23 protein-coding genes are annotated in these 26,669 nt (G+C 63.0%); 11 read left to right on the top strand and 12 right to left on the bottom strand.

Annotated elements, in window-relative coordinates:
* Positions 1–52 precede the first annotated feature (52 nt).
* The 7 genes from PH586_RS09450 to PH586_RS09420 all read left to right on the top strand — a co-directional run bounded on the left by PH586_RS09450 (position 53) and on the right by PH586_RS09420 (position 5,679).
* Positions 53–1,051 carry an alpha/beta fold hydrolase gene (locus PH586_RS09450; protein WP_271347498.1) on the top strand — a complete coding sequence of 333 codons (999 nt, stop codon included), beginning with the start codon at positions 53–55 and terminating at the stop codon, positions 1,049–1,051.
* 233 nt (positions 1,052–1,284) lie between these two features.
* Positions 1,285–1,773, top strand: a complete 489-nt coding sequence (gene rraA, locus PH586_RS09445; protein ID WP_238041258.1) for a ribonuclease E activity regulator RraA — start codon at positions 1,285–1,287, stop codon at positions 1,771–1,773.
* Between the two features lie 18 nt (positions 1,774–1,791).
* A complete protein-coding gene (locus tag PH586_RS09440) occupies positions 1,792–2,787 on the top strand; it encodes a zinc transporter ZntB (RefSeq protein WP_271347497.1) in 996 nt (331 codons plus the stop codon).
* Positions 2,788–2,841: 54 nt separating this feature from the next.
* Positions 2,842–3,099 (top strand): CrfX protein, encoded by a 258-nt coding sequence (locus PH586_RS09435; protein ID WP_271347496.1) that lies wholly within the window; start codon positions 2,842–2,844, stop codon positions 3,097–3,099.
* A gap of 1 nt (position 3,100) precedes the next feature.
* A complete protein-coding gene (locus PH586_RS09430) occupies positions 3,101–3,925 on the top strand; it encodes a mechanosensitive ion channel family protein (protein ID WP_271347495.1) in 825 nt (274 codons plus the stop codon).
* A gap of 90 nt (positions 3,926–4,015) precedes the next feature.
* Positions 4,016–4,606, top strand: coding sequence for an RNA polymerase sigma factor SigX (gene sigX / locus PH586_RS09425; protein WP_271347494.1), 591 nt, complete (start codon positions 4,016–4,018; stop codon positions 4,604–4,606).
* A gap of 107 nt (positions 4,607–4,713) precedes the next feature.
* Complete coding sequence (locus PH586_RS09420) at positions 4,714–5,679, top strand: OmpA family protein (protein ID WP_271347493.1); 966 nt, start codon at positions 4,714–4,716, stop codon at positions 5,677–5,679.
* 106 nt (positions 5,680–5,785) lie between these two features.
* On the opposite strand, the gene cobA is transcribed toward PH586_RS09420, so the two are convergent.
* From cobA to PH586_RS09390, 6 genes are all read right to left on the bottom strand, one after another.
* Complete coding sequence (gene cobA / locus PH586_RS09415) at positions 5,786–6,523, bottom strand: uroporphyrinogen-III C-methyltransferase (RefSeq protein ID WP_271347492.1); 738 nt, start codon at positions 6,521–6,523, stop codon at positions 5,786–5,788.
* 110 nt (positions 6,524–6,633) lie between these two features.
* Positions 6,634–9,351, bottom strand: coding sequence for a nitrate reductase (locus tag PH586_RS09410; protein WP_271347491.1), 2,718 nt, complete (start codon positions 9,349–9,351; stop codon positions 6,634–6,636).
* A 64-nt stretch (positions 9,352–9,415) separates the two neighbouring features.
* Positions 9,416–9,742 carry a nitrite reductase small subunit NirD gene (nirD, locus tag PH586_RS09405; protein WP_271347490.1) on the bottom strand — a complete coding sequence of 109 codons (327 nt, stop codon included), beginning with the start codon at positions 9,740–9,742 and terminating at the stop codon, positions 9,416–9,418.
* Positions 9,739–12,192: a nitrite reductase large subunit NirB gene (gene nirB, locus PH586_RS09400; RefSeq protein ID WP_271347489.1), complete on the bottom strand. Its 2,454-nt coding sequence runs from the start codon at positions 12,190–12,192 to the stop codon at positions 9,739–9,741. The genes nirD and nirB overlap by 4 nt, the downstream gene beginning before the upstream one ends.
* Before the next feature lie 273 nt (positions 12,193–12,465).
* Positions 12,466–14,133, bottom strand: coding sequence for a bifunctional protein-serine/threonine kinase/phosphatase (locus PH586_RS09395; protein WP_271347488.1), 1,668 nt, complete (start codon positions 14,131–14,133; stop codon positions 12,466–12,468).
* A gap of 199 nt (positions 14,134–14,332) precedes the next feature.
* Positions 14,333–15,544, bottom strand: coding sequence for a nitrate/nitrite transporter (locus tag PH586_RS09390; RefSeq protein WP_271347487.1), 1,212 nt, complete (start codon positions 15,542–15,544; stop codon positions 14,333–14,335).
* Positions 15,545–16,342: 798 nt separating this feature from the next.
* On the opposite strand from PH586_RS09390, the gene PH586_RS09385 reads away from it, so the two are divergent.
* Positions 16,343–16,897, top strand: coding sequence for a magnesium transporter (locus PH586_RS09385; protein ID WP_271347486.1), 555 nt, complete (start codon positions 16,343–16,345; stop codon positions 16,895–16,897).
* A gap of 33 nt (positions 16,898–16,930) precedes the next feature.
* Here PH586_RS09385 and PH586_RS09380 read toward each other — a convergent pair whose 3' ends face one another.
* From PH586_RS09380 to PH586_RS09360, 5 genes are read right to left on the bottom strand one after another with little or no spacing between them, the layout of a single operon-like run.
* Positions 16,931–17,266, bottom strand: coding sequence for a cytochrome C oxidase subunit IV family protein (locus PH586_RS09380; RefSeq protein WP_271347485.1), 336 nt, complete (start codon positions 17,264–17,266; stop codon positions 16,931–16,933).
* Positions 17,267–17,287: 21 nt separating this feature from the next.
* Positions 17,288–17,995 carry a heme-copper oxidase subunit III family protein gene (locus PH586_RS09375; RefSeq protein ID WP_271347484.1) on the bottom strand — a complete coding sequence of 236 codons (708 nt, stop codon included), beginning with the start codon at positions 17,993–17,995 and terminating at the stop codon, positions 17,288–17,290.
* A 4-nt stretch (positions 17,996–17,999) separates the two neighbouring features.
* Complete coding sequence (locus PH586_RS09370; RefSeq protein WP_271347483.1) at positions 18,000–18,689, bottom strand: cytochrome c oxidase subunit 3; 690 nt, start codon at positions 18,687–18,689, stop codon at positions 18,000–18,002.
* Positions 18,686–20,461 carry a cytochrome c oxidase subunit I gene (gene ctaD / locus PH586_RS09365; RefSeq protein WP_271347482.1) on the bottom strand — a complete coding sequence of 592 codons (1,776 nt, stop codon included), beginning with the start codon at positions 20,459–20,461 and terminating at the stop codon, positions 18,686–18,688. The genes PH586_RS09370 and ctaD overlap by 4 nt, the downstream gene beginning before the upstream one ends.
* Before the next feature lie 41 nt (positions 20,462–20,502).
* Entirely contained in the window at positions 20,503–21,966 is a 1,464-nt protein-coding gene (locus PH586_RS09360; protein WP_271347481.1) for a c-type cytochrome, read from the bottom strand.
* A gap of 298 nt (positions 21,967–22,264) precedes the next feature.
* Between PH586_RS09360 and PH586_RS09355 the strand changes: the two genes are divergently transcribed.
* From PH586_RS09355 to PH586_RS09345, 3 genes are all read left to right on the top strand, one after another.
* Positions 22,265–23,629 (top strand): cystathionine beta-synthase, encoded by a 1,365-nt coding sequence (locus tag PH586_RS09355; protein WP_271347480.1) that lies wholly within the window; start codon positions 22,265–22,267, stop codon positions 23,627–23,629.
* A gap of 200 nt (positions 23,630–23,829) precedes the next feature.
* On the top strand, positions 23,830–24,987 hold the full coding sequence (locus tag PH586_RS09350; protein WP_271347479.1) for a trans-sulfuration enzyme family protein: 1,158 nt from the start codon (positions 23,830–23,832) through the stop codon (positions 24,985–24,987).
* 126 nt (positions 24,988–25,113) lie between these two features.
* Positions 25,114–25,587, top strand: coding sequence for a YbhB/YbcL family Raf kinase inhibitor-like protein (locus PH586_RS09345; RefSeq protein ID WP_271347478.1), 474 nt, complete (start codon positions 25,114–25,116; stop codon positions 25,585–25,587).
* Between the two features lie 248 nt (positions 25,588–25,835).
* Here PH586_RS09345 and sufT read toward each other — a convergent pair whose 3' ends face one another.
* Positions 25,836–26,666: a putative Fe-S cluster assembly protein SufT gene (sufT, locus tag PH586_RS09340; protein WP_271347477.1), complete on the bottom strand. Its 831-nt coding sequence runs from the start codon at positions 26,664–26,666 to the stop codon at positions 25,836–25,838.
* Positions 26,667–26,669: the final 3 nt, after the last annotated feature.

The following is a 26,669-nucleotide window of genomic DNA, read 5'->3' as shown; positions in this document are numbered from 1 at the left end:
CAAGCGACGTGAAAAATTGCTCCCGGCAATCTTTTGTACCAGAGCGATGAAGATGCAAAGTAGCAGTGAGCTTTTCCCCGTCGCCTTGATCAGCGCGGAATTTCGTTTCGACTTGAGTGAGGATGTCTATCGCCTCAAGCCAGGCAACAGCCCTGACGCCAGCGTCGAGTTGGCCCTCACCCGTTTGGGCGTGGCCGGTCACGTGGCCGAGCGCGGGGTGCCGGTGATCCTGTTGCCCGGCAGTTTTTCCAATCGACGCTTCTGGTATTCGCCCAAGGGGCTTGGTCTTGGTCCTCACCTGGCGCGGGCCGGCTTCGATGTGTGGATCGCCGAAATGCGCGGGCATGGGCTGTCGCCGCGCAACAAGGGCTACAGGCACAACCGCGTCAGCGACTACGTACGCTACGACTTGCCGGCGATTGCCGATTTCGTTCATGAGCAGAATCCCCAGCCGGCCCATTGGCTGGGGCACTCGCTGGGCGGCATCACCCTGGCCGGTGCGCTGGGCGGGCACTATCTCGATCAGGGCCGAGTGGCGTCGGTGGCGTTATTCGGCAGCCAGATCAGTCGCACCTACTGGCCGCTGAAAGTACCGCCGGTGGAGTGGGGCGGGCGCTTGCTGCTCAAGCGTTTTTCCGTATTGTCCGGCAGCCGGCTCAAGCGCGGACCGGAAGATGAGCCGATTGGTCTGGCATTGGAGAGTTTGCGCTGGCACGGGCTGTTTGGCCGCTTTGGCGATGCCGAGCGCGATTGGTGGGCCGGCCTGGCCGAGGTGCGGGTTCCGGTATTGGCGGTGTCGGCAGCGGGCGACCGGCAGGATCCGCCATGGGCCTGCCGCAAGTTGCTCGAGCAGTTTGGCTCGCCGCTCAGCCAGTTTCTTTTTCTGGGCAAGGAAAACGGTTTCGCCAGTGATTTCGGTCATGTTGAGATGCTGGTCAGCAAAGAAGCGCAAACGGAGGTATGGCCGCTGGTGGCGCGCTGGCTGGGCAGGACCCAGGAGCTTAAACAAGCCGCGCTTGAGCATGGGGAGGGCGTTCCGCCTGAGCAGTGATACCGCTAATATGCTCCCAGGAGGTCGTGTGCTGGTGTTCCGTGCCTGGTGCCATTGCCTTGCTGGTTGCTCTGGAGATCCGTTGTACTCTCGCCGGCGCCCTGGCACGGGGCTGCTGACATAAGTCAGGTGCGGCACGGCCTGGTGCCATGGCTTGTGGACTGGGTGGTGATCGGGCCGGCATCGATCGATGAAAACTGATTTTCAATGTCTAGTTAACCAGGAGTTTTCCCATGCATTACATCACTCCAGATTTGTGTGACGCCTACCCGGAATTGGTCCAGGTCGTCGAGCCGATGTTCAGCAATTTCGGCGGCCGCGACTCCTTTGGTGGCGAGATCGTCACCATCAAGTGCTTTGAAGACAACTCTCTGGTCAAGGAGCAGGTCGAGCAGCCAGGCAAGGGTAAGGTGATGGTGGTCGATGGCGGTGCCTCCATGCGCCGCGCTCTGCTGGGTGACATGCTCGCGGAAAAAGCCGCGAAGAATGGCTGGGAAGGCCTGGTGATCTATGGCTGCGTACGCGATGTCGATGTGCTGGCGCAGACCGACCTCGGAGTCCAGGCGCTGGCCAGCCATCCGATGAAGACCGACAAACGCGGTATTGGCGACCTCAATGTGGCGGTGACCTTTGCTGGCGTGACCTTCCGCCCGGGCGAGTACCTGTATGCCGATAACAACGGCATCATCATTTCGCCCGCTGCACTGAAAATGCCGGAATAAGTCATGCCAGGAGTAGGCATGCACGAGCAAGACAACACGCAATGGGGGCTGGTGCATGCTTTTGTCCTGGATGGTGCGGGCGGGGCGCGTGCGATCGCTCAAGGGCAATTGGCCGGCCTGGAGCTGGCCGAGCAGGAAAGTCTGTGGCTGCACTGGGATCGTAGCCATCCGCAGACCCAGCACTGGCTGCGCTACGAAAGTGGCCTGAGTGAGTTCGCTTGCGATCTGCTGCTGGAGGAAAATACCCGTCCGCGCCTGCTGACACTGCCCGATGAAGCGCTGTTGCTGTTTCTTCGCGGGATCAATCTCAACCCGGGCGCGGAGCCGGAGGACATGGTGTCGGTGCGCATCTTCGCCGCTGCCCGGCGGATTATTTCCTTGCGCCTGCGCCCCTTGCGCGCGACCGAGAACCTGATCGCCGATCTCGCCGCCGGTCGTGGGCCGAAAACGTCGTCAGAACTGATCCTGACTCTCGCGGATTACCTCACCGACAAGGTCGACGCCCTGGTCGCCGAGTTGTCCGAACGGGTCGATGAGCAGGAAGACTTGGTCGATGCCGATGAGCACGCCGTGCCGGATCATGCACAGCTGCTGCAAGTGCGGCGGCGCGCTGCCGGTCTGCGCCGCTTCCTTGCGCCCCAGAGTGAAATCTTCGCGCAGTTGACGCGCAAGCAGCAGACCTGGTTCCTCGCCGATGACGCCGGCTATTGGAACGAACTGCACAACCGCCTGACCCGCTACCTGGAAGAACTGGAGCTCAGTCGCGAACGAGTCAGTCTGCTGCTGGAGGCGGAAAACCGCCGTATGGATCAGCGGATGAACCGCATCATGTATCGCTTCGCCATCATCACCGGGGTGTTTCTGCCGATGAGCTTCCTCACTGGGCTGCTGGGTATCAATGTTGGCGGCATACCTGGTGCTGAGAACGCCTATGGCTTCCTTATTGCCTGCTCGATCATGCTGGTGGTAGGCCTTGCCCAGTGGTGGCTGCTACGCCGTTTGCGCTGGGCCTGATGTGACTTGCCCCGAGTTGGTCTCGTCTAGCCGAGACGTCCTGTGAGGTGCGTCATGCCCGATCCATTTGAAGAATCCCTGCGCGATATGCTCAAGTCCGGCGCGTCCGATCACGACGACGACGCTTGTCTGCACCGCGTACTCAAGACTGCCAATCGCCAGGTCGGCGCGGGTGATCTGTTCGCGCTCATGGGCCATTGGCTCGGCGCCATGATGATCGCCCTGAATAGCGGCTCGGCCCATGTCGCCCCGGTTACCCGTCGCGGCTCTAGCGTTTCTACCAATTCTGCTTCTACTAATAAGGCTGACTGAAATGGAACTAGATCCCTGGACTCAAAGCCTGATAGCCGCGATGACTGCGCTCTGGACCAAAGTCGCCGTTTTTATCCCGAACCTGTTCGTGGCGTTGATCCTGGTGTTGCTCGGCTTTGTCGTGGCCAAGCTGCTCGATACCTTGCTGTCGAAGCTGCTCGGCAAGATCGGTCTGGATCGGCTGATGGCGGGTACCGGGCTGACCAAGCTGCTGAGCCGTGCCGGTATCCAGGTGCCGGTTTCGACCTTGATCGGCAAGATCATCTACTGGTTCGTGCTGTTGATTTTTCTCGTCTCGGCTGCGGAATCGCTCGGCCTGGAACGTGTCTCGGCCACGCTCGATGTACTGGCGTCCTATCTGCCCAAGGTGTTTGGTGCCGCACTGGTGCTGGTCGCCGGCGTACTGCTGGCGCAATTGGTCAGTGGCGTGGTTCGAGGTGCCGCCGAGGGCGTGGGCCTGGATTATGCGCATGGTCTGGCCCGCATTGGTCAGGGGCTGGTGATTATCATCAGTATTTCGGTGGCCATCGGCCAGCTGGAGATCAAAACCGACCTGCTGAACAACGTCATTGCCATCGTGTTGATTTCGGTGGGTCTGGCTGCCGCGCTGGCACTGGGCTTGGGTAGCCGGCAAATTGCCGGGCAGATTCTGGCCGGCATTTATGTGCGTGAGTTGTACCAGGTGGGGCAACAAGTTCAGGTCGGTGAGGTCGAAGGACAGATCGAGGAAATTGGCACGGTCAAGACTATCCTGCTAACCGATGCGGGCGAGTTGGTCTCGGTGGCTAATCGCACCCTGCTCGAGCAGCGGGTGAGCAGTCGCTAACACGCCATTCCTGCTAATGTATGCCGCCAACCCAGCGCCTGATGCATTAGGTGCTGGCAGCCTCCGCCCCGACTGTCGGCCTAACTCGTTTTGAATAAAGCCCAACCGATGTCCTTGCGCTATGACCCCCGCGAACTCTCGGATGAGGAGCTCGTCGCTCGCGCGCATGGCGAGCTTTTTCACGTTACCCGTGCGTATGAAGAGTTGATGCGTCGTTACCAGCGCACACTGTTTAACGTGTGCGCACGTTATTTAGGCAGCGAACGTGACGCCGATGATGTTTGTCAAGAGGTCATGCTCAAGGTTCTTTATGGTTTGAAAAACTTTGAAGGTAAATCGAAGTTTAAAACCTGGCTCTACAGCATTACCTATAACGAATGTATTACCCAGTACCGTAAAGAACGCCGCAAGCGTCGCCTGATGGATGCATTAAGTCTGGATCCGTTGGAAGAGGCCTCTGAAGAGAAGATGCCTAAAGTTGAGGACCGTGGTGGGCTGGATCGCTGGCTTGTGCATGTCAACCCAATCGACCGGGAGATTCTGGTGCTACGTTTTGTCGCAGAGCTGGAGTTTCAAGAGATTGCCGACATCATGCACATGGGCCTGAGCGCCACTAAAATGCGCTACAAGCGCGCCCTCGACCGCTTGCGAGAAAAATTTTCAGGCACCCTTGAAACTTAAACATGTAAAGAGTGCTCTAACCCTCGGAGCGCTTCTGTTAGAATCGTTCTTTGGTTGTCTTGTTTGTCAGACAACTTACTGGCCACCAATGATATAGGGATTTACAGATGAAATTTAAAAACACTTTTGGCGTTGTCATCGGCTCGATACTCGCTAGTTCTTCGCTTAGCGTGCTGGCGCAGGGCCAAGGCGCGGTCGAAGTGGAGGGTTTTGCCAAGAAGGAAATCTTCGACAGCGCCCGTGACTTCAAGAACAACGGCAATCTGTTCGGCGGCAGCATCGGTTACTACCTGACCGACGACGTTGAATTGCGTCTGGCCTACGACGAAGTGCACAACGCTCGTGGTGAAGACGGTCGTAACATCAAAGGCTCGAATACCGCCCTCGATGCTCTGTACCACTTCAACAATACCGGTGACGCGCTGCGTCCTTACCTGTCTGCAGGTTTCTCGGATCAGAGCATCGGTCAAACCGGTCGCGGCGGTCGTAACGGCTCCACCTTTGCCAACATTGGCGGCGGTGCCAAGTACTTCATCACCGAGAATCTCTATGCACGTGCTGGCGTTGAAGCCCAGTACAACATCGACCAGGGCGACACCGAGTGGGCGCCAAGCATAGGCGTTGGCATGAACTTCGGTGGTGGCAGCAAGCCAGTCCAGGTTGCAGAGGCTGCTCCTGAGCCGATGGCAGAGCCGGCTCCGGTTGCTGAAGAGCCAGCCCAGGTTGTACGCGTTGAGCTGGACGTGAAATTCGACTTCGACAAGGCCCAAGTCAAAGAAGAAAGCTATAGCGATATCAAGAACCTGGCTGATTTCATGAAGCAATACCCGCAGACCAGCACCACTGTTGAAGGTCACACTGACTCCGTCGGTACTGATTCCTACAACCAGCAGCTGTCCGAAAAGCGTGCAAGCGCTGTGCGTGAAGTTCTGGTCAACCAGTACGGTGTTGAAGGTCAGCGCGTAAACGCCGCTGGTTATGGCGAAACTCAGCCGGTTGCCGACAACGCAACTGAGGCGGGCCGTGCCATCAACCGCCGTGTTGAAGCCCAAGTAGAAGCTCAAGTCCAGTAACTGGTCTTAATCGGCTAGGAAAAACCCGGCTTCGGCCGGGTTTTTCTTTGTCCATAAAAAAGCCCGGCACAGGCCGGGCAAGGACATCTCCGCAGGAGCGAAGGGGTCAGGCAATCGCGGCCATGGCTTGTGCTTGATGTCCGGCGGCGACTTCGCCGATCACCAGGATAGCCGGGCTTTTCAGCTGGAAAGCCAGGGCATCTTGTTGCATCGCCGCCAGTGAGCTGCGGCATTCGCGCTGCTGGGGCAGTGAGGCATTCTCGATCATCGCCACCGGCATGTCGGCGCACATACCGCCGGCCAGCAGGCTATCGCGGATGTCCGCCAGCTTGGCCACGCCCATATACACCACCAGGGTGGTGCCACCCTGGGCCAGGGCTTGCCAGTTCAGCGTGCTGTCGTCCTGGGTGTGGGCCGTCACCAGGGTCACGCCGCGCGCAACGCCGCGCAGGGTCAGGGGAATGCCGCAGTTGGTGGCGCCAGCCAGGCCAGCGGTAATGCCATTGACCATTTCCACCTCGATGCCGTGCTGCTGCAGCCAGTCGAGCTCTTCGCTGCCGCGGCCGAAGATGCACGGATCGCCGCCTTTCAGGCGCACCACGCATTTGCCCTGGCGCGCATAGCGCAGCATCAGGCGATGGATAAAGGCCTGCGGCGTCGAGCGGCAGCCACCGCGCTTGCCCACCGGGACTATGCGTGCGGTTGGACAGTGTTCGAGTACCGCCGGGTTGACCAGGTCGTCGATCATCACAATCTCGGCCTGACGCAAGGCTTTCACTGCCTTGAGCGTCAACAGCTCCGGGTCACCCGGGCCTGCCCCTACCAGCCAGACTTTTGCGCTCATATCAAAATCCTCGTCATGCAGTGGGTAAGCGCGAAGCGTTACCCACCGCGGTAGTTGCCTTGGGAATAAACACGTAGTGGCCTACCACGGGGTGGTCACCGACCCTGCGGTTATGCATGCAGCACTACCGGCTGGGTGGACAACAGCCGTTTGATTTCCGGTACGCAAGAACCGCAACTGGTGCCGCATTTCAGTTCCTGCTTCAGCCCATTGAGGTCGAGGCCGCGGGCGATGCCGGCGCACACTGCGTTCTCACTGACGTTCAGGCAGTTGCACAGGGTCTTGCCGGGCTTCATGCCCGCAGCAGCCCCCGGCGGAGTGGACAGCGGCGCCAGCAGCCAGCGGCGCAGGTCGGCATCGGCCTGGCCTTCGCTCCACAGACTCTTCAGCCAGTCGCGGGCCGCAGTCTCACCGGCCAGGCGGATGGCTTTGATGCGGCCGTCCTCGATGCGCACACGCTTGCCCACCGCTTTGCGTGGGTCGTCGTAGGCCAGAACCGGCCCCTCGTGCAGGCCGAGCAATTGATCGATCTGTGTCAGCAGTTCGGCCTCGGGTGCTGCCGCGCTTGCCGCACGGATGACCAGGGCCGGGCGCTCGCGGCCAGTGAGGCTGAGGTTGGCGTAGGCAAAGGACTCGAACAGCGGACGCAAGGCCTCGAAGCGCTTCTGGACGTCACCCTCGACCAAGGCGAACAACTGCCAGGGCAGCTCGACCTTTGCCACCTGGATGCCGGCGTGCTTGAGTTCGGGCTGCTTGGACAGCGGGTCGAAGGCCGGCAGGGTCAGCACGTTGCTGCCCAGACCCTTGAGAAAGCGGTTGCCCCAGTGCATGGGCAGATAGGCCTGGCCGGCGCGAACCGAGTCGTCGGCCTGTACCGGTACGATCAGGCTACCGCGGCGGCTGCGCACCTTGACCAGATCGCCGGCTTGCAGGCGCAGGCGGCGCAGTTCGTCCGGGTGCAGGCTGAGCACGGCCTCCTCGACATGGCCGAACAGGCGCGCGGCGGTGCCGGTGCGGCTCATGCCGTGCCACTGATCGCGCAGGCGACCGGTATTGAGGGTCAACGGGAAACGCGCGTCGCGCTTTTCCTTGGGCGCGCGGTAGGGCTCGGCATGAAACTGCGCACGGCCATTCTCCGTGGGGAAGCGGCCGTCGCCATACAGGCGCGCGCTGCCTTGGGTAGCGCCGGCCGGGAACGGCCATTGCTGGGGACCTTGGTTATCCAGAATCGCGTAGCTGAGCCCCGACAGGTCGAGGTCGCGCTTGGCGGTCAGGTGTTTGTACTCTTCGAACAACCCTTGCGGGTTGTCGAAGTCGAACAGGCTTGGCAGGCCGGGGTGTTGTAGTTTTTCCAAACGGCGGGCGAAGTCTGTGGTGATTGCCCAATCCGGCCGCGCCTCTGCGGGTGCGGGCACGGCGCGGCGCACGTGGCTGACGCGGCGCTCGGAGTTGGTCACCGTGCCTTCCTTCTCGCCCCAGCTGGCGGCGGGCAGCAGCAGGTCGGCGTAGTGGCAGGTCTCGGTGGTGAAGAAGGCTTCCTGCACCACCACGAACGGGCAGGCGGCCAGCGCTTCATGCACCTTGTTTTGATCCGGCATGGACTGCGCCGGATTGGTGCAGGCGATCCACAGGGCCTTGATCTTGCCGACCCGCACCGCCTCGAACAGCTCGATGGCGGTCAGTCCGGTGCTTTGCGGCAGGGCGTCGACGCCCCAGTAGCCGGCGACCTCGGCGCGGTGCTGCGGATTGGCGGCATCGCGATGGCCCGGCAGCAGGTTGGACAGGCTGCCGGTTTCGCGACCGCCCATGGCATTCGGTTGGCCGGTCAGGGAGAAGGGGCCGGCGCCGGGCTTGCCGATCTGCCCGGTGGCCAGGTGCAGGTTGATCAGCGCGCTGTTCTTGGCGCTGCCGCTGCTCGACTGATTGAGGCCCATGCACCAGAGCGAGAGGAAGCTCGGCGCGCTGCCGATCATGCGCGCACATTGCTGCAGGCTGTCCTGGCTGATGCCGCACAGTTCGCTGACCATTTGCGGGCTGTAGTCGCGCACCAGGGTTTTCAGCGCCTCGAAACCCTGGGTATGGGCGTCGATATAGGCGCGGTCGATCCAACCTTCCCACATGAGAATGTGCAGGATGCCGTGGAACAGGGCGACGTCGCTGCCCGGCTGGATCGCCAGGTGCAGGTCGGCCAGGTCGCAGGTGTCGGTGCGCCGTGGATCGATGACGATGACCTGCATGTCCGGGCGCTTGGCCTTGGCTTCTTCCAGGCGGCGGAACAGCACCGGGTGGGCGAAGGCCATGTTGCTGCCGGCGATCAGCACGCAGTCGCTCTGCTCGATGTCTTCGTAGTTGCAGGGCGGCGCATCGGCGCCGAGGCTGCGCTTGTAGCCGACCACCGCCGAGGACATGCACAGGCGTGAGTTGCTGTCGATATTGTTGGTGCCGACCAGGGCGCGGGCCAGCTTGTTGAAGGCGTAGTAGTCCTCGGTCAGCAGCTGGCCGGAGATGTAGAAGGCGACACTGTCCGGGCCATGTTCGCGGATGGTCTCGGCGAAGACGTTGGCGGCGTGATCCAGGGCGCTGTCCCAGTCCGTGCGTGTACGTGCCAGGCCCTTGCCCAGGCGCAGTTCCGGGTAGAGGCCGCGGGCATCGAGGTCGCCGGTCAGGTGCAGGGTCGAGCCCTTGCTGCACAGCTTGCCGAAATTAGCCGGGTGCGCGGGATCGCCTTGGACACCGAGAATCTTCTCGTCATCGTGTTCGATCAGCACGCCACAGCCCACGCCGCAATAGCAGCAGGTTGAGGCGGTGATCTGATGGGGATGGGTCATGGCGTCATCTCTCTGCGGTAATCGGGTCGGCCGCGCCGTGCGGGGTGCGGCCGACACATGACCTTCAGGCACATTCGGTGGCGGTATTGAGGGTCAGCAGCACCCGGCCGTTCTCGACCTTGGCCTGATGCCGGTGCGCGCAACCGACGTCTGGCGCCACCGCCTGGCCGGACTCCAGTTCGATCTGCCAGTTATGCAGCGGGCAAGCCACACGCTTGCCGTAGACCAGGCCCTGGGACAGCGGCCCGCCCTTGTGCGGGCAGCGGTCGTCGAGGGCGAACACTTCATCGTTGGAGGTGCGGAAAATGGCGATGTCGCCCTTGGGTCCGGCGACTATGCGCGAACCCAGCGGGTTGATGTCTTCCAGGGCGCAGATATCCAGCCAGCTCATGCTTGCACCTCCAGGTTGCGCAGGGCGATGCGGTCGAATTCTTTCTTCAGTTGCGGTTTGGCCAGCTGCTCCTTCCACGGGTCCTGCTCGAAGGACAGCGAGAACAGCAGGCGGGCGTGCAGCGCCTGGCGTTTTTCGGCATCTTCCAGCACGGCTTTCTTGATGTGCTCCATGCCGACGCGCTGCATGTAATGCACGGTGCGCTCGAGGTAGAAGGCTTCTTCGCGGTAGAGCTGGAGGAAGGCCAGGCTGTATTCCATCACCTCTTCGGCGCTCTTGAGCTTGACGAAGAACTCGCCGGCCTCGGTCTTGATTCCGCCGTTACCGCCGATATACAGCTCCCAGCCGGAGTCGACGCCGATGATGCCGACATCCTTGATGCCCGATTCGGCGCAGTTGCGCGGGCAGCCGGAGACCGCCAGTTTGACCTTGTGTGGCGACCACATATTGAACAGCGCGTGTTCCAGGTCGATGCCCATCTGCGTGCTGTTCTGCGTGCCGAAACGGCAGAACTCGCTGCCGACGCAGGTCTTCACGGTGCGGATGGACTTGCCATAGGCGTGCCCGGACGGCATGTCGAGGTCCTTCCATACGCCTGGCAGGTCGTCCTTCTTGATCCCCAGCAGGTCGATGCGCTGGCCGCCGGTAACCTTGACCATGGGCACGTTGTACTTGTCGGCCACGTCGGCGATGCGGCGCAGTTCCGAGGCATTGGTCACGCCGCCCCACATCCGCGGAATAACCGAGTAGGTGCCGTCCTTCTGGATATTGGCGTGGGCGCGTTCGTTGATGAAGCGCGACTGCGGGTCATCCTTGGCCTCGCCCGGCCAGGTGGAAATCAGGTAGTAGTTCAGCGCCGGACGGCAGGTGGCGCAGCCGTTTGGCGTGCTCCAGTTGAGGAAGGTCATGGTCGCCGGAATGCTGGTCAGCTGCTCTTCGCGGATGGCCTTGCGGATCTGTCCGTGGTTGAGGTCGCTGCAGCCGCAGATGGCTTTCTCGCTCTTCGGCTTGACGTCCGCCGCGCCGCCTACGGTGTTGATCAGGATCTGCTCGACCAGGCCGGCACAGGAGCCGCAGGAGCTGGCGGCCTTGGTGTGCTTTTTCACGTCATCGACGCTGAACAGGCCGTTTTCCTGAATGGCCTTGACGATGGTGCCCTTGCACACGCCGTTGCAACCGCACACTTCCATGTCGTCGGGCATGTTGGCGGTGCTGCTCTGGCCCTGGTGGCCGGCATCGCCGATGGCGTTTTCGCCGAACATCAGGTGGTCGCGGATCTCGCTGACATTGTGGTTCTCGCGGATCTGGCGGAAATACCAGCCGCCGTCGGCAGTGTCGCCGTACAGGCAGGCGCCGACCAGCACGTCGTCCCTGATCACCAGCTTCTTGTACACGCCGCCGATCGGGTCCGACAGGGTGATGGTCTCGGTGCCTTCGGCGCCCATGAATTCGCCGGCAGAGAACAGGTCGATGCCGGTGACCTTGAGCTTGGTCGAGGTCACCGAACCCTGGTAGCGGGAGAAGCCGAGCTGGGCCAGGTGATTGGCGCAGACCTTGGCCTGTTCGAACAGCGGCGCCACCAGGCCGTAGGCGATACCGCGGTGGCTGGCGCATTCGCCGATGGCGTAGACCCGCGGGTCATAGGTCTGCATGGTGTCGTTGACCAGGATGCCGCGGTTGCAGGCTATGCCGGATTGTTCCGCCAGCTCGCTGTTGGGGCGGATGCCGGCGGCCATCACCACCAGGTCGGCGGGAACCACCTCGCCGTCCTTGAACTTCACCGCGCAGACCCGGCCTTCGCCATTGTCCAGCAGCTCGGCGGTGTGCTTGGGCAGGAGGAATTTCAGGCCGCGGTCTTCCAGCGACTGCTGCAGCAGGCGGCCTGCGGTGACGTCGAGCTGGCGTTCCAGCAACCAGTCGCCGATATGCACCACGGTGACGTCCATGCCGCGCAACTTGAGGCCGTTTGCCGCTTCCAGGCCGAGCAGACCACCGCCGATGACCACCGCGTGCTTATGGGTCTTGGCGGTTTCCATCATGGTCTGGGTGTCGGCGATGTCGCGGTAACCGATCACGCCCTGCAGGTCCTTGCCCGGTATCGGCAGGATGAAGGGGTTGGAGCCGGTGGCGATGAGCAGGCGATCGTATTCGGCCTCGCTGCCGTCATCGGCCACGACTACGCGAGCCTTGCGGTCGATCTTCACCGCTTTGCGTCCGAGCAGCAGCTTGATGCCGTTGTCGGCGTACCAGTTGAGGTCGTTGAGCACGATTTCTTCGAAGGTCTGCTCGCCGGCCAATACCGGGGAGAGCAGGATGCGGTTGTAGTTCGGGTGCGGTTCGGCACCGAACACCGTGATGTCATAGAGATCGGGAGCGAGCTTGATCAGCTCTTCGAGGGTGCGCACTCCGGCCATGCCATTACCGATCATTACCAGCTTGAGTTTTTTCATGGTTCCTCACCGTCACGCATAACCGGAAAACAAAAAAGGCGTCCCGCTAGTCACCTAGCGAGGACGCCTTTGTCCAAGTCCCGTTCTCTCGGGGAGTGCGCTCTTCAACGTTGAAGAGCGCACTTTATTTAAATTTGCGAATATCAATGCAGGGCTTATGCCAACTTGGCAATCGCCTGAATATTCACGGGCTAGAGCCGTTTTTTGCTGCTGTATCGGCAGTTCATTGCACCTGTATAAGGCGTGTTGCGCCGTCCTGGTGCGTTTGCAGGCTCACTTCAGCAGTAGCACCAGCAGGGCCAGATTCACCAGTAGGGACACCAGCGCCACGGTGCGCCAGACTTTCACCGGCTCGCGTTCGAGCAATGGCCGTGGCCTGCTGCTGAGTGACTGGCGCTCACCCTGTTCCAGGGCCAGCAACCACTCCTCGGCGGTCTCGTAGCGTTGCTTGGGGTCGGCGCTGAGGGCGCGACTGAGGCTCTCGTCGATCCAGTTCGGCAGGTCGGGACGATAGCGGCTGGCCGGCGTTACGTTGCCGAAGCGCGGATGCTGGAAGGCCTCGATCTCGCCATAGGGATAGTGGCCGGTGAGCAGGTGGTAGAGGCTCACGCCCGCCGCATAGAGGTCTTGTTGGGCGCTGGGTGCGACCCCGGTAAAGGCCTCCGGCGCGATATAGCTGGGGGTGCCGGGCAGGTCATTGGGCTCGTCGCGAGACAGGCCGGGGCAGTAGGCCAGGCCGAAATCCAGCACCCGCAGTTCGCCGTCGTCACCCCACAACAGGTTTTCCGGCTTGATGTCGCGGTGCAGAATGTTGCGCCGGTGCAGCATGCCCAAGGCTCTGACCAGGCGTGGGGCGAGATCCAACCACTCGGGCAGGCCGAGCGGGCCGGACAGGCGCAGCTGTTCGGCCAGGGTCTGCCCGGCGTATTCGCGCTGCACGTAATACAGGTGCTGGCGCTGCGGCAGGGGATGGACTTCGGCGAAGAAGCGCCCGGCCACTCGGCGCAAGAACCATTCCTCGAGCAGCAGGGCAGGCCCGGCTTGCGGCTCATCCATGCGGCTGGCGGGCAGGGTCTTCAACAGCCAGCGGCGCGCCTGGCCATCGCGCACGCGGTAGATCAGCGACTGGCGCGACTCGGCCAGCAAGCGCTCGACCTGCCAGCCTTCGAAGTCCTGGCCTTCGCGCAGTTTCGGCGGCAAGGGCCAGTGCTCGAGTTGGGCGAGGGTATCGGCCAGGGCGCTTTCCGGCAGACCGTCGACTCTCACCAGCAAGGCGCTGGCATTGTCCTGGCTGCCAGCCAGGTGCGCCGCGCTGACCAGCGCGCGGGTCGCGGCGGCAGGGTCTTGTTCATCGTGCAGGATGCGCTGGATGCCCGGGTCGCCGAGTGTCGCCCAGATGCCATCGCTGACCATCAGGAAGCTCTCGCCCTCGCGCAACTCACCGTCCAGGTAGTCGACCACCAGATGCTGGTCCAGGCCCATGGCGCGTTTGAGCACATGCTGCATGCCCTGTTGTTCCCAGACGTGGTCTTCGCTGATGCGCTCGAGTTGGCCGGCGTGCCAGCGATAGGCTCTGCAGTCGCCGACATGCGCCAGGGTGAAGCGCCGGCCGCGCAGGACCAGGGCGGTGAGGGTGGTCAGCAGCGGTTGGCCGCCACCGTTGGCTTGCAGCCAGCGGTTGTGCGCGACCAGCAGGCGATCCAGCGATTGCGCCACCGCCCAGGTTTCCGGGGTGGCGTAGTAGTCCAGGGCCAGCGCTTGCAGGGTCGCGCGAGCGGCCAGACCGCCGTCGGCGCATTGGCTGACGCCATCGGCAATGGCGAACAGATAGCCCTTGCTCGCGGCCAGGGCCGGCGCCGGGGTCACCACGCGAATGGCGTCCTGGTTCTCTGGGCGCGGGCCGGTAGCGCTGGCTTCGCCGAAGGTGAGGTGCAGGGCCATGGCGGCGTTCCTGGGGATGAAGGATTGAGGCAAAGGCGGGGCCGGGGCATGGCTGCAGGGTTGGCCGTTGCCGGCGTCACCCATCGTTCCTGACCAGTGCGATTCAACTCTGCCAGTCAGCCCCGCCTTTGCCTCAATTCTCCCGTGGTTGGGGGCATGGGTGGGTCGCGCCTTGCCGATCCACCCATGCACCATGCGATTACACCCGGGCGGCGGTCACTGCAGCCGAGCCCCAAGTGGTGCGCCAGCGGCGTTTGACGCTGTACAGGCCGAACCAGGCCAGTACACCGAGGCTGGCAAAAAACCACAAGGCCAACTGATAGTCACCGGTCTGTTGCTTGATCGCCCCCAGGCCTGCGGCCAGGAGGAAACCGCCGATACCGCCGGCCATTCCGATCAAGCCGGTCATCACGCCAATCTCCCGACGAAAGCGCTGTGGCACCAGCTGGAACACCGCGCCATTGCCCGCGCCGAGGCCGAGCATGGCGGTGACGAACAAGGCCAATGCGGCGGTGGAGCTGGGCAGATTGAAACCGACGGCGGCAATGCTCAGCGAGGCGAGGGTGTACATCATCAGCAGGGCACGGATGCCGCCGATGCGGTCGGCCAGGGCGCCGCCGAGCGGGCGCAGCAGGCTGCCGGCAAAGACGCAGGCCGCAGTGTAGTAGCCCGCGGTCACCGGGCTCAGCCCGTATTGATCGCTGAAGTAACCGGGCAGGGCGCTGGCCAGGCCGATGAAGCCGCCGAAGGTGACGCTGTAGAAAAACATGAACCACCAGCTGTCGCGGTCGCCCAGGGCGCGCAAGTAGTCGGCCGCAGCCTTCGGCTTGGGCCGCTCAGGCGAGTTCTTCGCCATAAAGGCAAAGATCAGCAGGGTCAGCAGCAACGGAATCAGCGCCCAGCCGAACACATTCTGCCAGCCGAACAAGGCCGCCAGGCCCGGGGCGAACAAAGCGGCCAGAACGGTGCCGGAGTTGCCCGCGCCGGCGATGCCCATGGCTTTGCCCTGGTGCTGCGGCGGGTACCACTGCGAGGCTAGCGGCAGGGCCACGGCAAAGGCGGCGCCGGCAAAGCCGAGAAACAGGCCGAATAACAGTGCTTGTTCGTAGCTCTCAATGCCGATCTGCCAGGCGCAGAACAAGGCTGTTATGACCGCCACCTGACCGATCAACCCGGCAGTCTTGGGCGATAGCCGGTCGGCCAGAAAGCCCATGAGCAGGCGCAGTATGGCGCCTGCCAGGATCGGCGTGGCGACCATCAGGCCGCGTTGTTGCGCCGTCAGGTCGAGGTCGGTAGCAATTTGCACGGCCAAGGGGCCGAGGAGGTACCAGACCATGAAGCTCAAGTCGAAATAGAGGAAGGCGGCGAACAGCGTCGGTGTATGGCCGGCTTTCCAGAAACTGTTATTCATCGAATACCTCGTCAGCAAAAAAAGGGTCCCGGCCAGTCACGGTTCGTCGTGGTCGTGGACACGCCGAGCGCAACTGGCCGGGGAGGCTATGCACTTGTGGTGCAAGGCCCTGCGGCCGAGGCCACAGCTGGGTTGAGAGAGTGACAAGCAGAACCACTGGATCGCAGGGGAGCCACCATCCCCAGGCGTTGGGGGCAGAAACTAAAAAACGCCGCGTCACCGTTCGCGCTGGGCGAGGGTGAGGCGACGTCTTTGTCGTTCATGAGGGCAGCCGCCATTGGCTGCCTAGGGCAATGTCTAAGCAAGACCCGAGCCAATAGAGAAACTCGGTGATTTCAGGGGATATCCAGGTAAGCCCTGGTGCTGTTTGTGGTGCAAAAGAGAGCGTGCTGCTGGTTTGTGCGCCGAGATGGGGCGAGATCGTCAGTTGAGGTGTGGCTGGGGGCCGCACCAGGCAAGGGGTGATTCATAGGCTCTGAGCGCTTGTGAATTAACTCCCCCAGCAGCGGCCGCCCCAGGCGCCCGCTGCTGCGTTGCGCTCTATTTATGCCCGACCTCTGAGGCTGCCGGTGTGGTCTGACCCCGTGATCTGGGCTCTAAACAGCATGTTTTTTAGGGGCTTTGACTTATTGACTTGACTTTTGCTTGATTGTTGTTTTTAGCGAGGCGCCTATACTTATAGTTGATCGAACAAGAGAACAGGGGCCATGTCGCTGCACCCATGCCGCAAGCCTCTCTCGGTGAAGGTCGGGTGATCGCGATTTTGCAGTGGCGGCTAGGCTAGATGGGAGGTACGTCATGAATAGGCACTATTACACCAGTGACAATCTCGACGATCTTGAAACCGTCGAGCAGGAGTTGGAGGCCAAGGGCATCAGCACCGAGCAGATTCACGTGCTCAGTGAAAAGGATGCCGATGTCGAGCAACATCACCTGCACGATGTGCCTTCCTTCATGAAGCAGGATGTCGTTCACTCCGGAGAGATTGGTGCAGTCGTCGGTGTGGTACTTGCCGTGCTGGTGCTCGGTGGTGCCTATTTGCTGGGTTGGACCGCAACCGCTGCGGGATGGGTACCCTTCATCTTCCTGGCGATCGTGCTGTTTGGTTTCTGTACCTGGGAAGGTGGCTTTTTCGGCATCCAGGTGCCCAATGCCCACTTCCGCCGCTTCAGGAAGAATCTCCAAGAAGGCAAGCATGTCTTTTTCGTCGATGTCGAGCCGGAACAGGAAGCGGTGCTGGAGCAGGTGGTCAACCATCATCCGCGGCTGCAAGTTGCCGGAACGGGCTCCGCCGCTCCGCACTGGATCGTGGCCTGGCTGCACAGATGGCATCAGTTCAAGCGAACGATCTGATCTAGAGCCTTGATTACAGCAACCGCGGCGTCATCATGGTGACGGCGCGGTTATGCCTTGGCCAAAGAAGAGCACCCGGCTGAGGAAAATGTAGTCCGCCTCGCTGACCATCAGCCCCACCAGCACCAGCAGGCACAGGGGTGGCACCAGAATGGCGTAGACCATGGCCAGGCGTTCCCAGGCCATGTGCATGAAGATGGCGACGATCAACCCGGCCTTCAGCAGCATGAAGGTGATGATCAGCGACCACCTGAGGTAACCGGCGAAGTGGAAGTAGTCGACCAGGTAGGAGCAGGTGCTGAGGACGAATAGCAGCCCCCAGATTTTCAGGTACAGGCTGATCGGATGCTGTTGTCCGCTGTGCGTCATGGCCAGTGCTCCTCTGCAGCGCTACCAGAGATAAAAGAAAGCGAAGATAAACACCCACACCAGGTCGACGAAGTGCCAGTAGAGCCCGGCTATCTCGACGTTCTGGTAGTTGCCGGAGCGCTCGTAGTCCCCGCGTAGCACCTTCCACGCGATGGTGCACAGGTAGAGCACGCCGATCGATACGTGCAGGCCGTGGAACCCGGTGATCATGAAGAAGCTCGCGCCAAACTGTGGCGCGCCCATGGGGTTGCCCCAGGGGCGTACGCCTTCGGCGATCAGCTTGCTCCATTCGAACGCCTGCATGCTGACGAAGGCCACGCCACACAAGGCGGTGGCCAGCATCAGGGCGGCGGTCATGCCGCGGTTGCGGCGGTAGGCGTAGTTGACCGCCATGGCCATGGTGCCGCTGCTGCTGATCAGCACGAAGGTCATGATGGCGATCAGGATCAGCGGAATGTGGTTGCCGGCGATGGTCAGGGCGAAGACCTCGCTGGTGTTCGGCCAGGGCTCGGTGCTGCTGATACGCACGGCCATATAGCCGGTCAGGAAACAGGTGAAGATAAAGGTGTCGCTGAGCAGGAAGATCCACATCATCGCCTTGCCCCAGGGCACCTGCTTGAACGCATCCTTGTCCGACGACCAGTCGCGGGTGATGCCCTGCCAGCCCGCGGCAGATGCATCGGGCGCAAGCGTTGGGTGATCTGTGGGGGGGGCTGAATGCGCTGCCATGGCTTCACCTCAGGCCGCAGAATGCGGCGATGGCCTCATAGGTTTGCGGTGTACTGGTCAGGAGGGCGAACAGCAGCAGCCAAAGCCCCAGCAGGTAATGCCAGTAGATGGCGCAGAGTTCGACGCTGCTGGCGAGCCGCGCCAGGGGCACATGGCGCAGAAACTTGCCCAGGGTTCTGCCCCAGGCCACCAGGCCGCCCAGCAGGTGCAGGCCGTGCAGGCCGGTCAGCAGGTAGAAGAAGCTGTTGGCCGGGTTGCTGGCGACGAAATAGCCCCAGGCGGCGAATAGCCGCCAGACCCAGAGTTGGCCGAGCAGAAAGGCGATCGCCAGCAGGCCGCCGAGGGTGAAGCCGGCCAGCGTCGCCTGCGCGTTGCCCCGGCGGGCGGCCACGCGGGCCCATTGCAGGGCGATGCTGGCGCCTATCAGCGCGGCGCTATTGAGCCAGAGCGCGTTGGTCTGGGCCAGGGGCGCCAGCGGTTCGGTCAGCGGCTGCCAGTCAGGTACCTGCGAGCGGATGATGAAGGCGATCAGGAACAGCAGGAACAGCGAACTGACCACCGCGAGCAACAGGCGCAGGCCGACTCTTGCGGTGCGTGCGCGATCCATCGCGGCAGGGCTGGGCATGCCCGCGTTGGGATGCCAGCCGCCACTGGGTTCGAAGCTGTCGGTGTTCCTCAGCAGCAAGCGGTTCATGGTCGTTGATCCTTTGGGGTGGTCGCGCGGTCGCGCTGGCGCATGTGCTGCAACTCTTCGGCGGACACCGTCTGCGGGACAAAATCCTGCTCGATTCCCGGCACGCTGTAGTCATAGGCCCAGCGATGCACCACCGGCAGCTTGGCGCCCCAGTTGCCGTGCATCGGCGGGGTTTGCGGCGTCTGCCATTCCAGGCTGGTGGCTTGCCAGGGGTTGCCGCCGGCGGGTTTGCCGTTGAAGGCACTCCAGAACAGGTTGAACAGGAACAGCAGCTGGGTCACGCCGACCGTCAGGGCGGCCACGGTGATGAAGGCGTTGAGGTCCTGAGCCGACTGCGGGATGAACGCATAGTCTTCGTAGGCGTAGTAGCGCCGCGGCATACCGAGGAAACCCAGGTAGTGCATGGGGAAGTAGATGGCGTAGGTGCCGAGGAAGGTGATCCAGAAGTGCAGCTTGCCCAGGCGCTCATTCATCATGCGCCCGGTTATTTTCGGGTACCAATGGTAGATGGCGCCGAACACCACCAGAATCGGCGCGACGCCCATGACCATGTGGAAGTGGGCGACGACGAAATAGGTGTCCGAAAGCGGGATGTCGACGATCACGTTGCCGAGGAACAGCCCGGTCAGGCCGCCGACCAGGAAGGTGAGGATAAAGGCCAGGGCGAACAGCATGGGCACGGTCAGGTGGATATCGCCCTGCCACAGGGTCAATACCCAGTTGTAGACCTTAAGCGCGGTGGGTACCGCGATGATCAGGGTGGTGGTGGCGAAGAAAAAGCCGAAGTAGGGGTTCATGCCGCTGACGTACATGTGGTGTGCCCAGACCACGAAGCTGAGCACACCGATGGCCACTATGGCCCAGACCATCATGCGGTAGCCGAAGATGTTCTTGCGCGCATGGGTACTGATCAGGTCGGAGACCAGGCCGAAGGCGGGCAGGGCGACTATGTAAACCTCCGGGTGGCCGAAGAACCAGAACAGGTGCTGGAACAGAATCGGGCTGCCGCCCTGGTGCTCCAGTGACTGGCCCAGCGAGATGATCGCCGGCATGAAGAAGCTGGTGCCCAGCAGCTTGTCGAACAGCATCATCACCGCGCTGACGAACAATGCCGGGAAGGCCAGCAGGGCCAGAATCGAGGCCATGAAGATGCCCCAGACCGACAGCGGCATGCGCATCAGGGTCATGCCATGGGTGCGCGCCTGCAGCACCGTGGTCACGTAATTCAGGCCACCCATGGTGGCGGCGATGATGAACACTGCCAGGGACACCAGCATCAGCACGATGCCCCATTCGGTGCCCGGGGTGCCCTGGGTGATTGACTGCGGTGGGTAGAGCGTCCAGCCCGCACCGGTGGGGCCGCCGGGGGCGAAGAAGCTGGCGAGCAGGATCACCACCGAGAGCAGGTAGAACCAGTAGCTGAGCATGTTGACGTAGGGAAAGACCATGTCGCGCGACCCCACCATCAGCGGGATCAGGTAGTTGCCAAAACCGCCGAGGAACAGGGCGGTGAGCAGGTAGATGACCATGATCATGCCGTGCATGGTCATCGCCTGATAATAGGCGCCGGCGTCCATGAACCCGATACTGCCGGGGAAACCCAGTTGCATGCGCATCAGGCCGGACAAGACCAGGGCAATCAGGCCGACGAAGATCGCCGTCAAGGCATACTGAATGGCTATGACCTTGTGGTCCTGGCTCCAGATATAGCGGGTCAGGAAGCTCTTGGGTTCGTGTAGAGCCTCTGTTTCGACCTGTTCCGCGTAGGCCATCACATCATCCTCCGGGTGAGGGTTGAGTGCATCTTGGCGGCTTAGGGGGCTGCTCCCGGTGTGCTGTCACCTTCGTCGGCGATGGATTTGATCAACGCGACCAAGGCGTCGAGTTCCTCATCGGTCATTTCGAAGGCCGGCATGATCGGGGTAAACCCCTTGACGATCACCGCATTGGGATCGCGAATGGATTCCCTGAGATAGGCTTCGTCGACCTCCACGGAGGTCCCGTCGGCCAAGAGCTCCGTTTTGCCATACAGGCCACGCCACGTCGGCCCGACGCCCGGCTTGCCATCGATGCTGTGGCAGGTCAGGCAGCCGAAGGAGCTGGCCAGTTGCCGGCCCTGCGCCGCCGGATCTTCGGAGGCTGCCGCTGCGCCGGACGGGGCCTGTTCGTCTGGCATCGCGCCGCTGAGCGACTTGATCAGGGCGAGCAGCGCATCCAGCTCCTCCTGCTTGAAAGTGTAGGGCACCATGACCGGCGGGTAGCCCTGCACCAGCTTGGCCTTGGGCTGGAGGATCGATTCGATCAGGTAGGCCTCGTCGACCTGCACGCTGCTGCCGTCGGCCAGCCGCTCGGTGCGGCCGTACAGGTCCTTCCAGCTCGGGCCGAGGCTGGCGCTGCCATCCAGGCTGTGGCAGGCCAGGCAGCCGGAGTTCTGCGCCAGCTGGCGGCCCTGCTCCAACACGCTTGCGCGGCTGGGTTTGGCGGCGCTAAGTCGGGTCTGGGCAAAGGTCGGCTGGCTGTTCAACCACTGGTCGAAGGCTGCGGGTTCCTCCACGATCATCTTGCCGCGCATATTGTAATGGGCCAGGCCGCAGTACTCGGCGCACAACACTTCATAGGTGCCGAGTTTGGTCGGGGTGAACCAGAAGTGGGAGACCATGCCGGGGACCATGTCCATCTTGCTGCGGATCTGGGGTATATAGAAATTGTGCAATACGTCCTTGGAGCGCAGCAGTACCTTCACCGGTTGATCGAGCGGCAGGCGCACTTCATTGTTGCGGATAAGCACATCGTCCTGGCCGAGCGGATCATCGGGATCGAGGCCGAAGGGGTTGGCGCTGTTGACCCATTTGATATCCGACTTGCCCAGCATGCCGTCCTGGCCTGGGAAGCGAAAAGACCACTGCCACTGTTGGGCAACCACTTCCAGTTCGTGAGCGCCTTGCGGCACCCGGACGAAGTCGTGGTACACCACCAGGCCCGGTGCCAGCAGGCCGATGATGCCGACGCTGGTGACGCCGATTAACCACCATTCCAGCTTCTTGTTTTCGGGCTGATAGGCCGCCCGGCGTCCTTCTTTATGGCGGTAGCGAATGATCGCCAGCGCCATGAACAGGGTGACGGCGATGAAGAAGATGCCGGTGATGAGCAGGGTGATGAACAGTGCGGCGTCTATCGAGCCCCAGTTGGAGGCTGCCGCCGTTGCCTGCCAAGGGCTCAGTACATGGAACAGTACCGATGCCACAACGATTAGCACCAAGACAATTGCAAATACCATGTGTTTTGCATCCTGTTCCTGTCGCGCTTTGGCCACACAAACATCCTGCCAAACAGCAAGGTCGAACAAATTCGGCCAGCAATTCATCCCGCGTCGCGCCTGGCAATGCTAGTAGGCTGGCGAGCAACGCTGGGGGAAGTATAGGGGAGGAAAAGTCGCGCTGCCCACGTCAGCCGCAGATGTGCCCGGCGAGGGGTCGCCGGTCGGGCGGATTGGCCGTCTGCTGGTGCAGCACCTATAAGTTAAGGCGTAATTGCGACTCGGTAATGCGATCGACAGTGTTGCGGAGGGTCAAACGATGTCCGCCAATCCCCTGCTCGACATGATCGGCAACACCCCGGTCTTGCCGCTCACCCACCTCGACACGGGGCCGTGCCAGCTGTTCATCAAGCTGGAAAACCAGAACCCCGGCGGCTCGATCAAAGACCGCATCGCCCTGACCATGATCGAGGCCGCCGAGCGCAGCGGCGCGCTCAAGCCCGGCGGCACCATCATCGAGGCCACCGCCGGCAACACCGGCCTGGGCCTGGCCCTGGTCGCCGCGCAGAAGGGCTACCACATGCTGCTAGTGGTGCCGGACAAGATGAGCCGCGAGAAGATCTTCCACCTCAAGGCCCTCGGCGCCGAGGTGCGCCTGACCCGTTCCGATGTCGCCAAGGGCCACCCCGAGTACTACCAGGACCTGGCCCGCAGCATCGCTGCGCAGACCCCGGATGCTTTCTACATCGACCAGTTCAACAACCCGGCCAATGCCTGGGCCCACGAGCGTGGTACCGGCCCGGAGATCTGGCGGCAGATGGAGCAGCGGGTCGATGCGGTGGTGGTCGGCGTCGGCTCGGGTGGCACCCTCGGCGGCCTGACCCATTTCTTCCAGAAGGTGGCGCCGCAGGTCGAGATGGTCCTGGCCGATCCCGAAGGCTCGGTGCTGGCCGACTATGTCGAGACCGGCCACTACGGCGAGGCCGGCAGCTGGCTGGTCGAGGGCATCGGCGAGGACTTCGTCCCGGCCATCGCCGACTTTGCCCTGGTCAGGCGTGCCTACCGCATCGGCGACGCCGAGAGCCTGCACACCGCGCGCCTGCTGCTCAAGGAGGAGGGCGTGCTGGCCGGCTCGTCCACCGGCACCCTGCTGGCGGCGGCGCTGCGCTACTGCCGTGAGCAGACCACGCCCAAGCGGGTGCTGACCTTCGCCTGCGACAGTGGCAACAAGTACCTGTCGAAGATGTTCAACGACTACTGGATGCTCGACCAGGGCCTGATCGAACGGCCCAAGCAGGGCAACCTGCGCGACCTGATCGCGCGGCGTTACGAGGAAGGCACCACCGTCACCTGCACACCCGAGGAAACCCTGGCGGCGGTCTACGGGCGCATGCGCTTCCACGACATCGACCAGGTGCCGGTGATGGACGGTGACCAGGTGATTGGCCTGATCGACGAGTGGGACCTGCTGCGCGCGGTCAAGGACGCCCCTGAGCATTTCCAGTTGCCGGTGCGCGAGGCGATGGTCAGCAAGCTGCAGACCCTCGACCCGGATGTGCCGCTCGAACGCCTGCTGCAGACCTTCGACGAAGGCCACGTGGCGCTGATCGTGGAAAACGGTCGCTTCCTCGGTCTGATTACCAAGAGCGACGTGCTCAACCTCTGGCGCCGCACCCTGCGCTAGGGACGGCTTGGCGAGCCCTTTGTAGGAGCCAGGGGGACGCCTAGTCCTTGCTGGCGATGAGCTCGTAGGATGGGTCGGGCCGCGTAGGTTGAGCGCAGCGATACCCATGCTGTTGCGGGCCTGATAGGGATGACGCAGCGACGGGTTTCGTCGCTGCGCAGCTAACCCATCCTACGGCCTTGATCAATGCAGGAGCCGACATGAGCGAATTCGAAACCCTGAGCGTGCACGCCGGCTACGAGCCGGACTGGACCGGCGCGGTGATGCCGCCGATCTACGCCACCTCGACCTTCCGTCAGCAGTCGCCGGGGGTGCACGCCGGCTACGAATACGGGCGCAGCCAGAACCCCACGCGCCAGGCGCTGGAGCGGGCGATTGCCGAACTGGAGGGTGGTGCCCACGGCTACGCTTTCGCCTCCGGCCTGGCGGCCTGCGCCACGGTGCTGGAACTGCTGCCGGCCAGTAGCCACATAGTCGCGGTGGATGACCTCTACGGCGGCACCTACCGCCTGTTCGAACGAGTGCGCAAGCCCAGCGCCGGCCTGCAGGTCAGCTACGTGCCGGCGGACGCCGACGTCGCCAGCCTGGCCGCCGCGCTCAGGCCAGAAACGCGGATGATCTGGGTCGAGACCCCGACCAACCCCACGTTGAAACTCTGCGACCTGGCCCGGGTCGGCGAGTTGGGCCAGGCCCACGGCATCCTCACCGTGGCCGACAACACTTTCGCCTCGCCCTACCTGCAGCGGCCGCTGGAACACGGTTTCGACATCGTCGTGCATTCGGCGACCAAGTACCTCAACGGCCACTCCGACGTGATCGCCGGGCTCGTGGCCATCGCCGATCGCGCGGAACTGGCCGAGCAGCTGGCCTTCCTGCAGAACTCGGTGGGCAGCATCCTCGATCCCTTCTCCAGCTTCCTCTGCCTGCGCGGCATGCGCACCCTGGCCCTGCGCCTGCAGCGTCATGTGGATAACGCCGGCGAGCTGGCCGCCTGGCTGGAGCAGCAACCGCAGGTGGCGTCGGTGCTCTATCCCGGCCTGAACAGCCACCCGCAGCATGAGCTGGCGGCCCGGCAGATGCGCGGTTGCGGCGGCCTGATCAGCCTGTACCTGGCCTGCGACGGCGAAGGCACCCGACGCTTCCTCGAGGCCACCCGGTTGTTCACCCTGGCCGAGAGCCTGGGCGGGGTGGAAAGCCTGATCAGCCAGCCAGCGAAAATGACCCACGCCTCGATTCCCGCCAAGCGCCGGGCGCAGCTCGGCATCAGCGACAACCTGGTGCGCCTGTCGGTGGGTATCGAACATGTCGAGGACCTGCGCGGCGATCTGCGGCAGGCGTTGGCGGCCATCGCGTCCTGACCACGACCGTATGGCACCTGGTGCCGCCGCGGAGGGGGCGCGGCTGACTGCGGCTGACTATAGTTTTCCTTAGCGGGCAGGGGCGTCCACTGGTTGTCCAAGCATGCTCGCCAAGGAGTAATGCTCATGACAATGAGGCTGAGTTCCGCCGCTTTTCCAGACCAGGGCACCATCCCGGCGCGTTATACCTGCGAGGGTCCTGATATTTCCCCGCCGCTGGCCTGGAGCGGCGTGCCGCCGGGTAGCGAGAGCCTGGTGCTGATCGTCGACGACCCGGACGCGCCGGACCCGGCGGCGCCCACGACCACCTGGGTGCACTGGCTGCTGTACAACCTGCCGCCGACCACTAGCGAGTTGGCGGAAGACCTGCAGTCGCTGCCGCCCGGCACCCTGCAGGGCCGCAACGACTGGCGCCGAACCGGCTACGGTGGACCCTGCCCGCCGATCGGCAGCCACCGTTATTTCCACAAGCTCTACGCCCTGGACTGCGTCCTGCCGGATCTCGGCGGGCCGACCAAGGCCCAGCTCGAAGGCGCCATGCAGGGCCATGTCCTGGCCAAGGCCGAATTGATCGGCACCTACCGCAAGACGCGCGGCTGAGCGCTGCTGATCAACGCGCGCCTGCTGCGGCCGCCTCCAAACGACCGCTACGGCGTTGCGCCTTCGAGGTCGCGACGCTGCCGGCAGACGGCCTTGATGGTGATGCCGTATCGATGCTTCAGGCGGGGGAATCCGGGTAGGCGCAGGATTCGCCGGCCATCAGCTGGCGCCAGGGGCAGGAGCGAGTCTTTGTGGTGGCGCAGAGAGGCCGAGTCTTCCCGGCCAGTCGAGTGCTCATCAGCGGCGTCTCACAGCAAACCGAGTTGCAGGCGCGCCGCCTCGGACATGCGGCTCTGGTCCCAGGGCGGCTCCCAGACCAGTTCGACCTCGACCTGGCTGACCCCGGGGAGCGCCTGCACCTTGGCCCGCGCCTCTTCCTTGAGCACGTCGCCCATGCCGCAGCCGGGCGCAGTCATCGACATCTTGATGTTCACCCGCTGGCCGCCGTCCGCGAGCGGCTGCGCCTGGCACTGGTAGATCAGCCCGAGATCGACCACGTTGACCGGGATCTCCGGGTCATAGACGCTGCGCAGCACCTCAACCACCTGCTCGAGGTCGAAGGTGCCGGCCGCCGCCGGTTGCTCCGTCTGCAGCGCTTCCAGCCCGAGGGCATCGGCATCTTCGCCGGCGATCCGGGCTAGCTGGCCACTGGCGGTCCTCACCGTGAAGCTGCCGCCGAGCGCCTGGGTCAGCGTCACGGCCTCGCCCTGGGCCAGCCGCAGCGGCTCGCCGTACGGAATCAGGGTGGCCGCGCAGTCGCGCCTGAGCAGCGTCTGCTCGCCGCACCCCGGTTGGTTGGGATTGTCGAAGCGCAAGCCGGCGCCGTGCAGATCCTGGACGAAGTCGATGCACAGGCCATCGGCACGGCGCGCGCTGGCCGGGTCGAGGAGCAGGCGGATGCCGTCCACTTCGACAACGATATCGCCCTCGGCGCCGGGCTCGAACAGCAACTCATGGGCGAAGCCTTCGTCGATCTTCAGCCGTAGCCAACTGCCGCCTTCCCGGGCCAGGGCGTCGGCCAAGGTCTGGCGGGCCGCCTCGCTGAGGCGAATGTGCGGGTTCGGGCGCTCGGTTGGCATGGC

The organism is Pseudomonas aestuarii (genome assembly GCF_027988105.1).
GTDB classification, from domain to species: Bacteria; Pseudomonadota; Gammaproteobacteria; order Pseudomonadales; family Pseudomonadaceae; genus Aquipseudomonas; species Aquipseudomonas aestuarii.
The sequence above is the reverse complement of the archived record's forward strand: the minus strand, read 5'-3'. Positions and strand labels throughout refer to the sequence as shown.

Coding starts and splice junctions, on each gene's coding strand:
- PH586_RS09450 (WP_271347498.1), top strand. CDS start 53: ATGCAAAGTAGCAGTGAGCTTTTCCCCGTCGCCTTGATCAGCGCGGAA.
- rraA (WP_238041258.1), top strand. CDS start 1,285: ATGCATTACATCACTCCAGATTTGTGTGACGCCTACCCGGAATTGGTC.
- PH586_RS09440 (WP_271347497.1), top strand. CDS start 1,792: ATGCACGAGCAAGACAACACGCAATGGGGGCTGGTGCATGCTTTTGTC.
- PH586_RS09435 (WP_271347496.1), top strand. CDS start 2,842: ATGCCCGATCCATTTGAAGAATCCCTGCGCGATATGCTCAAGTCCGGC.
- PH586_RS09430 (WP_271347495.1), top strand. CDS start 3,101: ATGGAACTAGATCCCTGGACTCAAAGCCTGATAGCCGCGATGACTGCG.
- PH586_RS09420 (WP_271347493.1), top strand. CDS start 4,714: ATGAAATTTAAAAACACTTTTGGCGTTGTCATCGGCTCGATACTCGCT.
- cobA (WP_271347492.1), bottom strand. CDS start 6,523: ATGAGCGCAAAAGTCTGGCTGGTAGGGGCAGGCCCGGGTGACCCGGAG.
- PH586_RS09410 (WP_271347491.1), bottom strand. CDS start 9,351: ATGACCCATCCCCATCAGATCACCGCCTCAACCTGCTGCTATTGCGGC.
- nirD (WP_271347490.1), bottom strand. CDS start 9,742: ATGAGCTGGCTGGATATCTGCGCCCTGGAAGACATCAACCCGCTGGGT.
- nirB (WP_271347489.1), bottom strand. CDS start 12,192: ATGAAAAAACTCAAGCTGGTAATGATCGGTAATGGCATGGCCGGAGTG.
- PH586_RS09395 (WP_271347488.1), bottom strand. CDS start 14,133: ATGGCCCTGCACCTCACCTTCGGCGAAGCCAGCGCTACCGGCCCGCGC.
- PH586_RS09390 (WP_271347487.1), bottom strand. CDS start 15,544: ATGAATAACAGTTTCTGGAAAGCCGGCCATACACCGACGCTGTTCGCC.
- PH586_RS09385 (WP_271347486.1), top strand. CDS start 16,343: ATGAATAGGCACTATTACACCAGTGACAATCTCGACGATCTTGAAACC.
- PH586_RS09380 (WP_271347485.1), bottom strand. CDS start 17,266: ATGACGCACAGCGGACAACAGCATCCGATCAGCCTGTACCTGAAAATC.
- PH586_RS09375 (WP_271347484.1), bottom strand. CDS start 17,995: ATGGCAGCGCATTCAGCCCCCCCCACAGATCACCCAACGCTTGCGCCC.
- PH586_RS09370 (WP_271347483.1), bottom strand. CDS start 18,689: ATGAACCGCTTGCTGCTGAGGAACACCGACAGCTTCGAACCCAGTGGC.
- ctaD (WP_271347482.1), bottom strand. CDS start 20,461: ATGGCCTACGCGGAACAGGTCGAAACAGAGGCTCTACACGAACCCAAG.
- PH586_RS09360 (WP_271347481.1), bottom strand. CDS start 21,966: ATGGTATTTGCAATTGTCTTGGTGCTAATCGTTGTGGCATCGGTACTG.
- PH586_RS09355 (WP_271347480.1), top strand. CDS start 22,265: ATGTCCGCCAATCCCCTGCTCGACATGATCGGCAACACCCCGGTCTTG.
- PH586_RS09350 (WP_271347479.1), top strand. CDS start 23,830: ATGAGCGAATTCGAAACCCTGAGCGTGCACGCCGGCTACGAGCCGGAC.
- PH586_RS09345 (WP_271347478.1), top strand. CDS start 25,114: ATGACAATGAGGCTGAGTTCCGCCGCTTTTCCAGACCAGGGCACCATC.
- sufT (WP_271347477.1), bottom strand. CDS start 26,666: ATGCCAACCGAGCGCCCGAACCCGCACATTCGCCTCAGCGAGGCGGCC.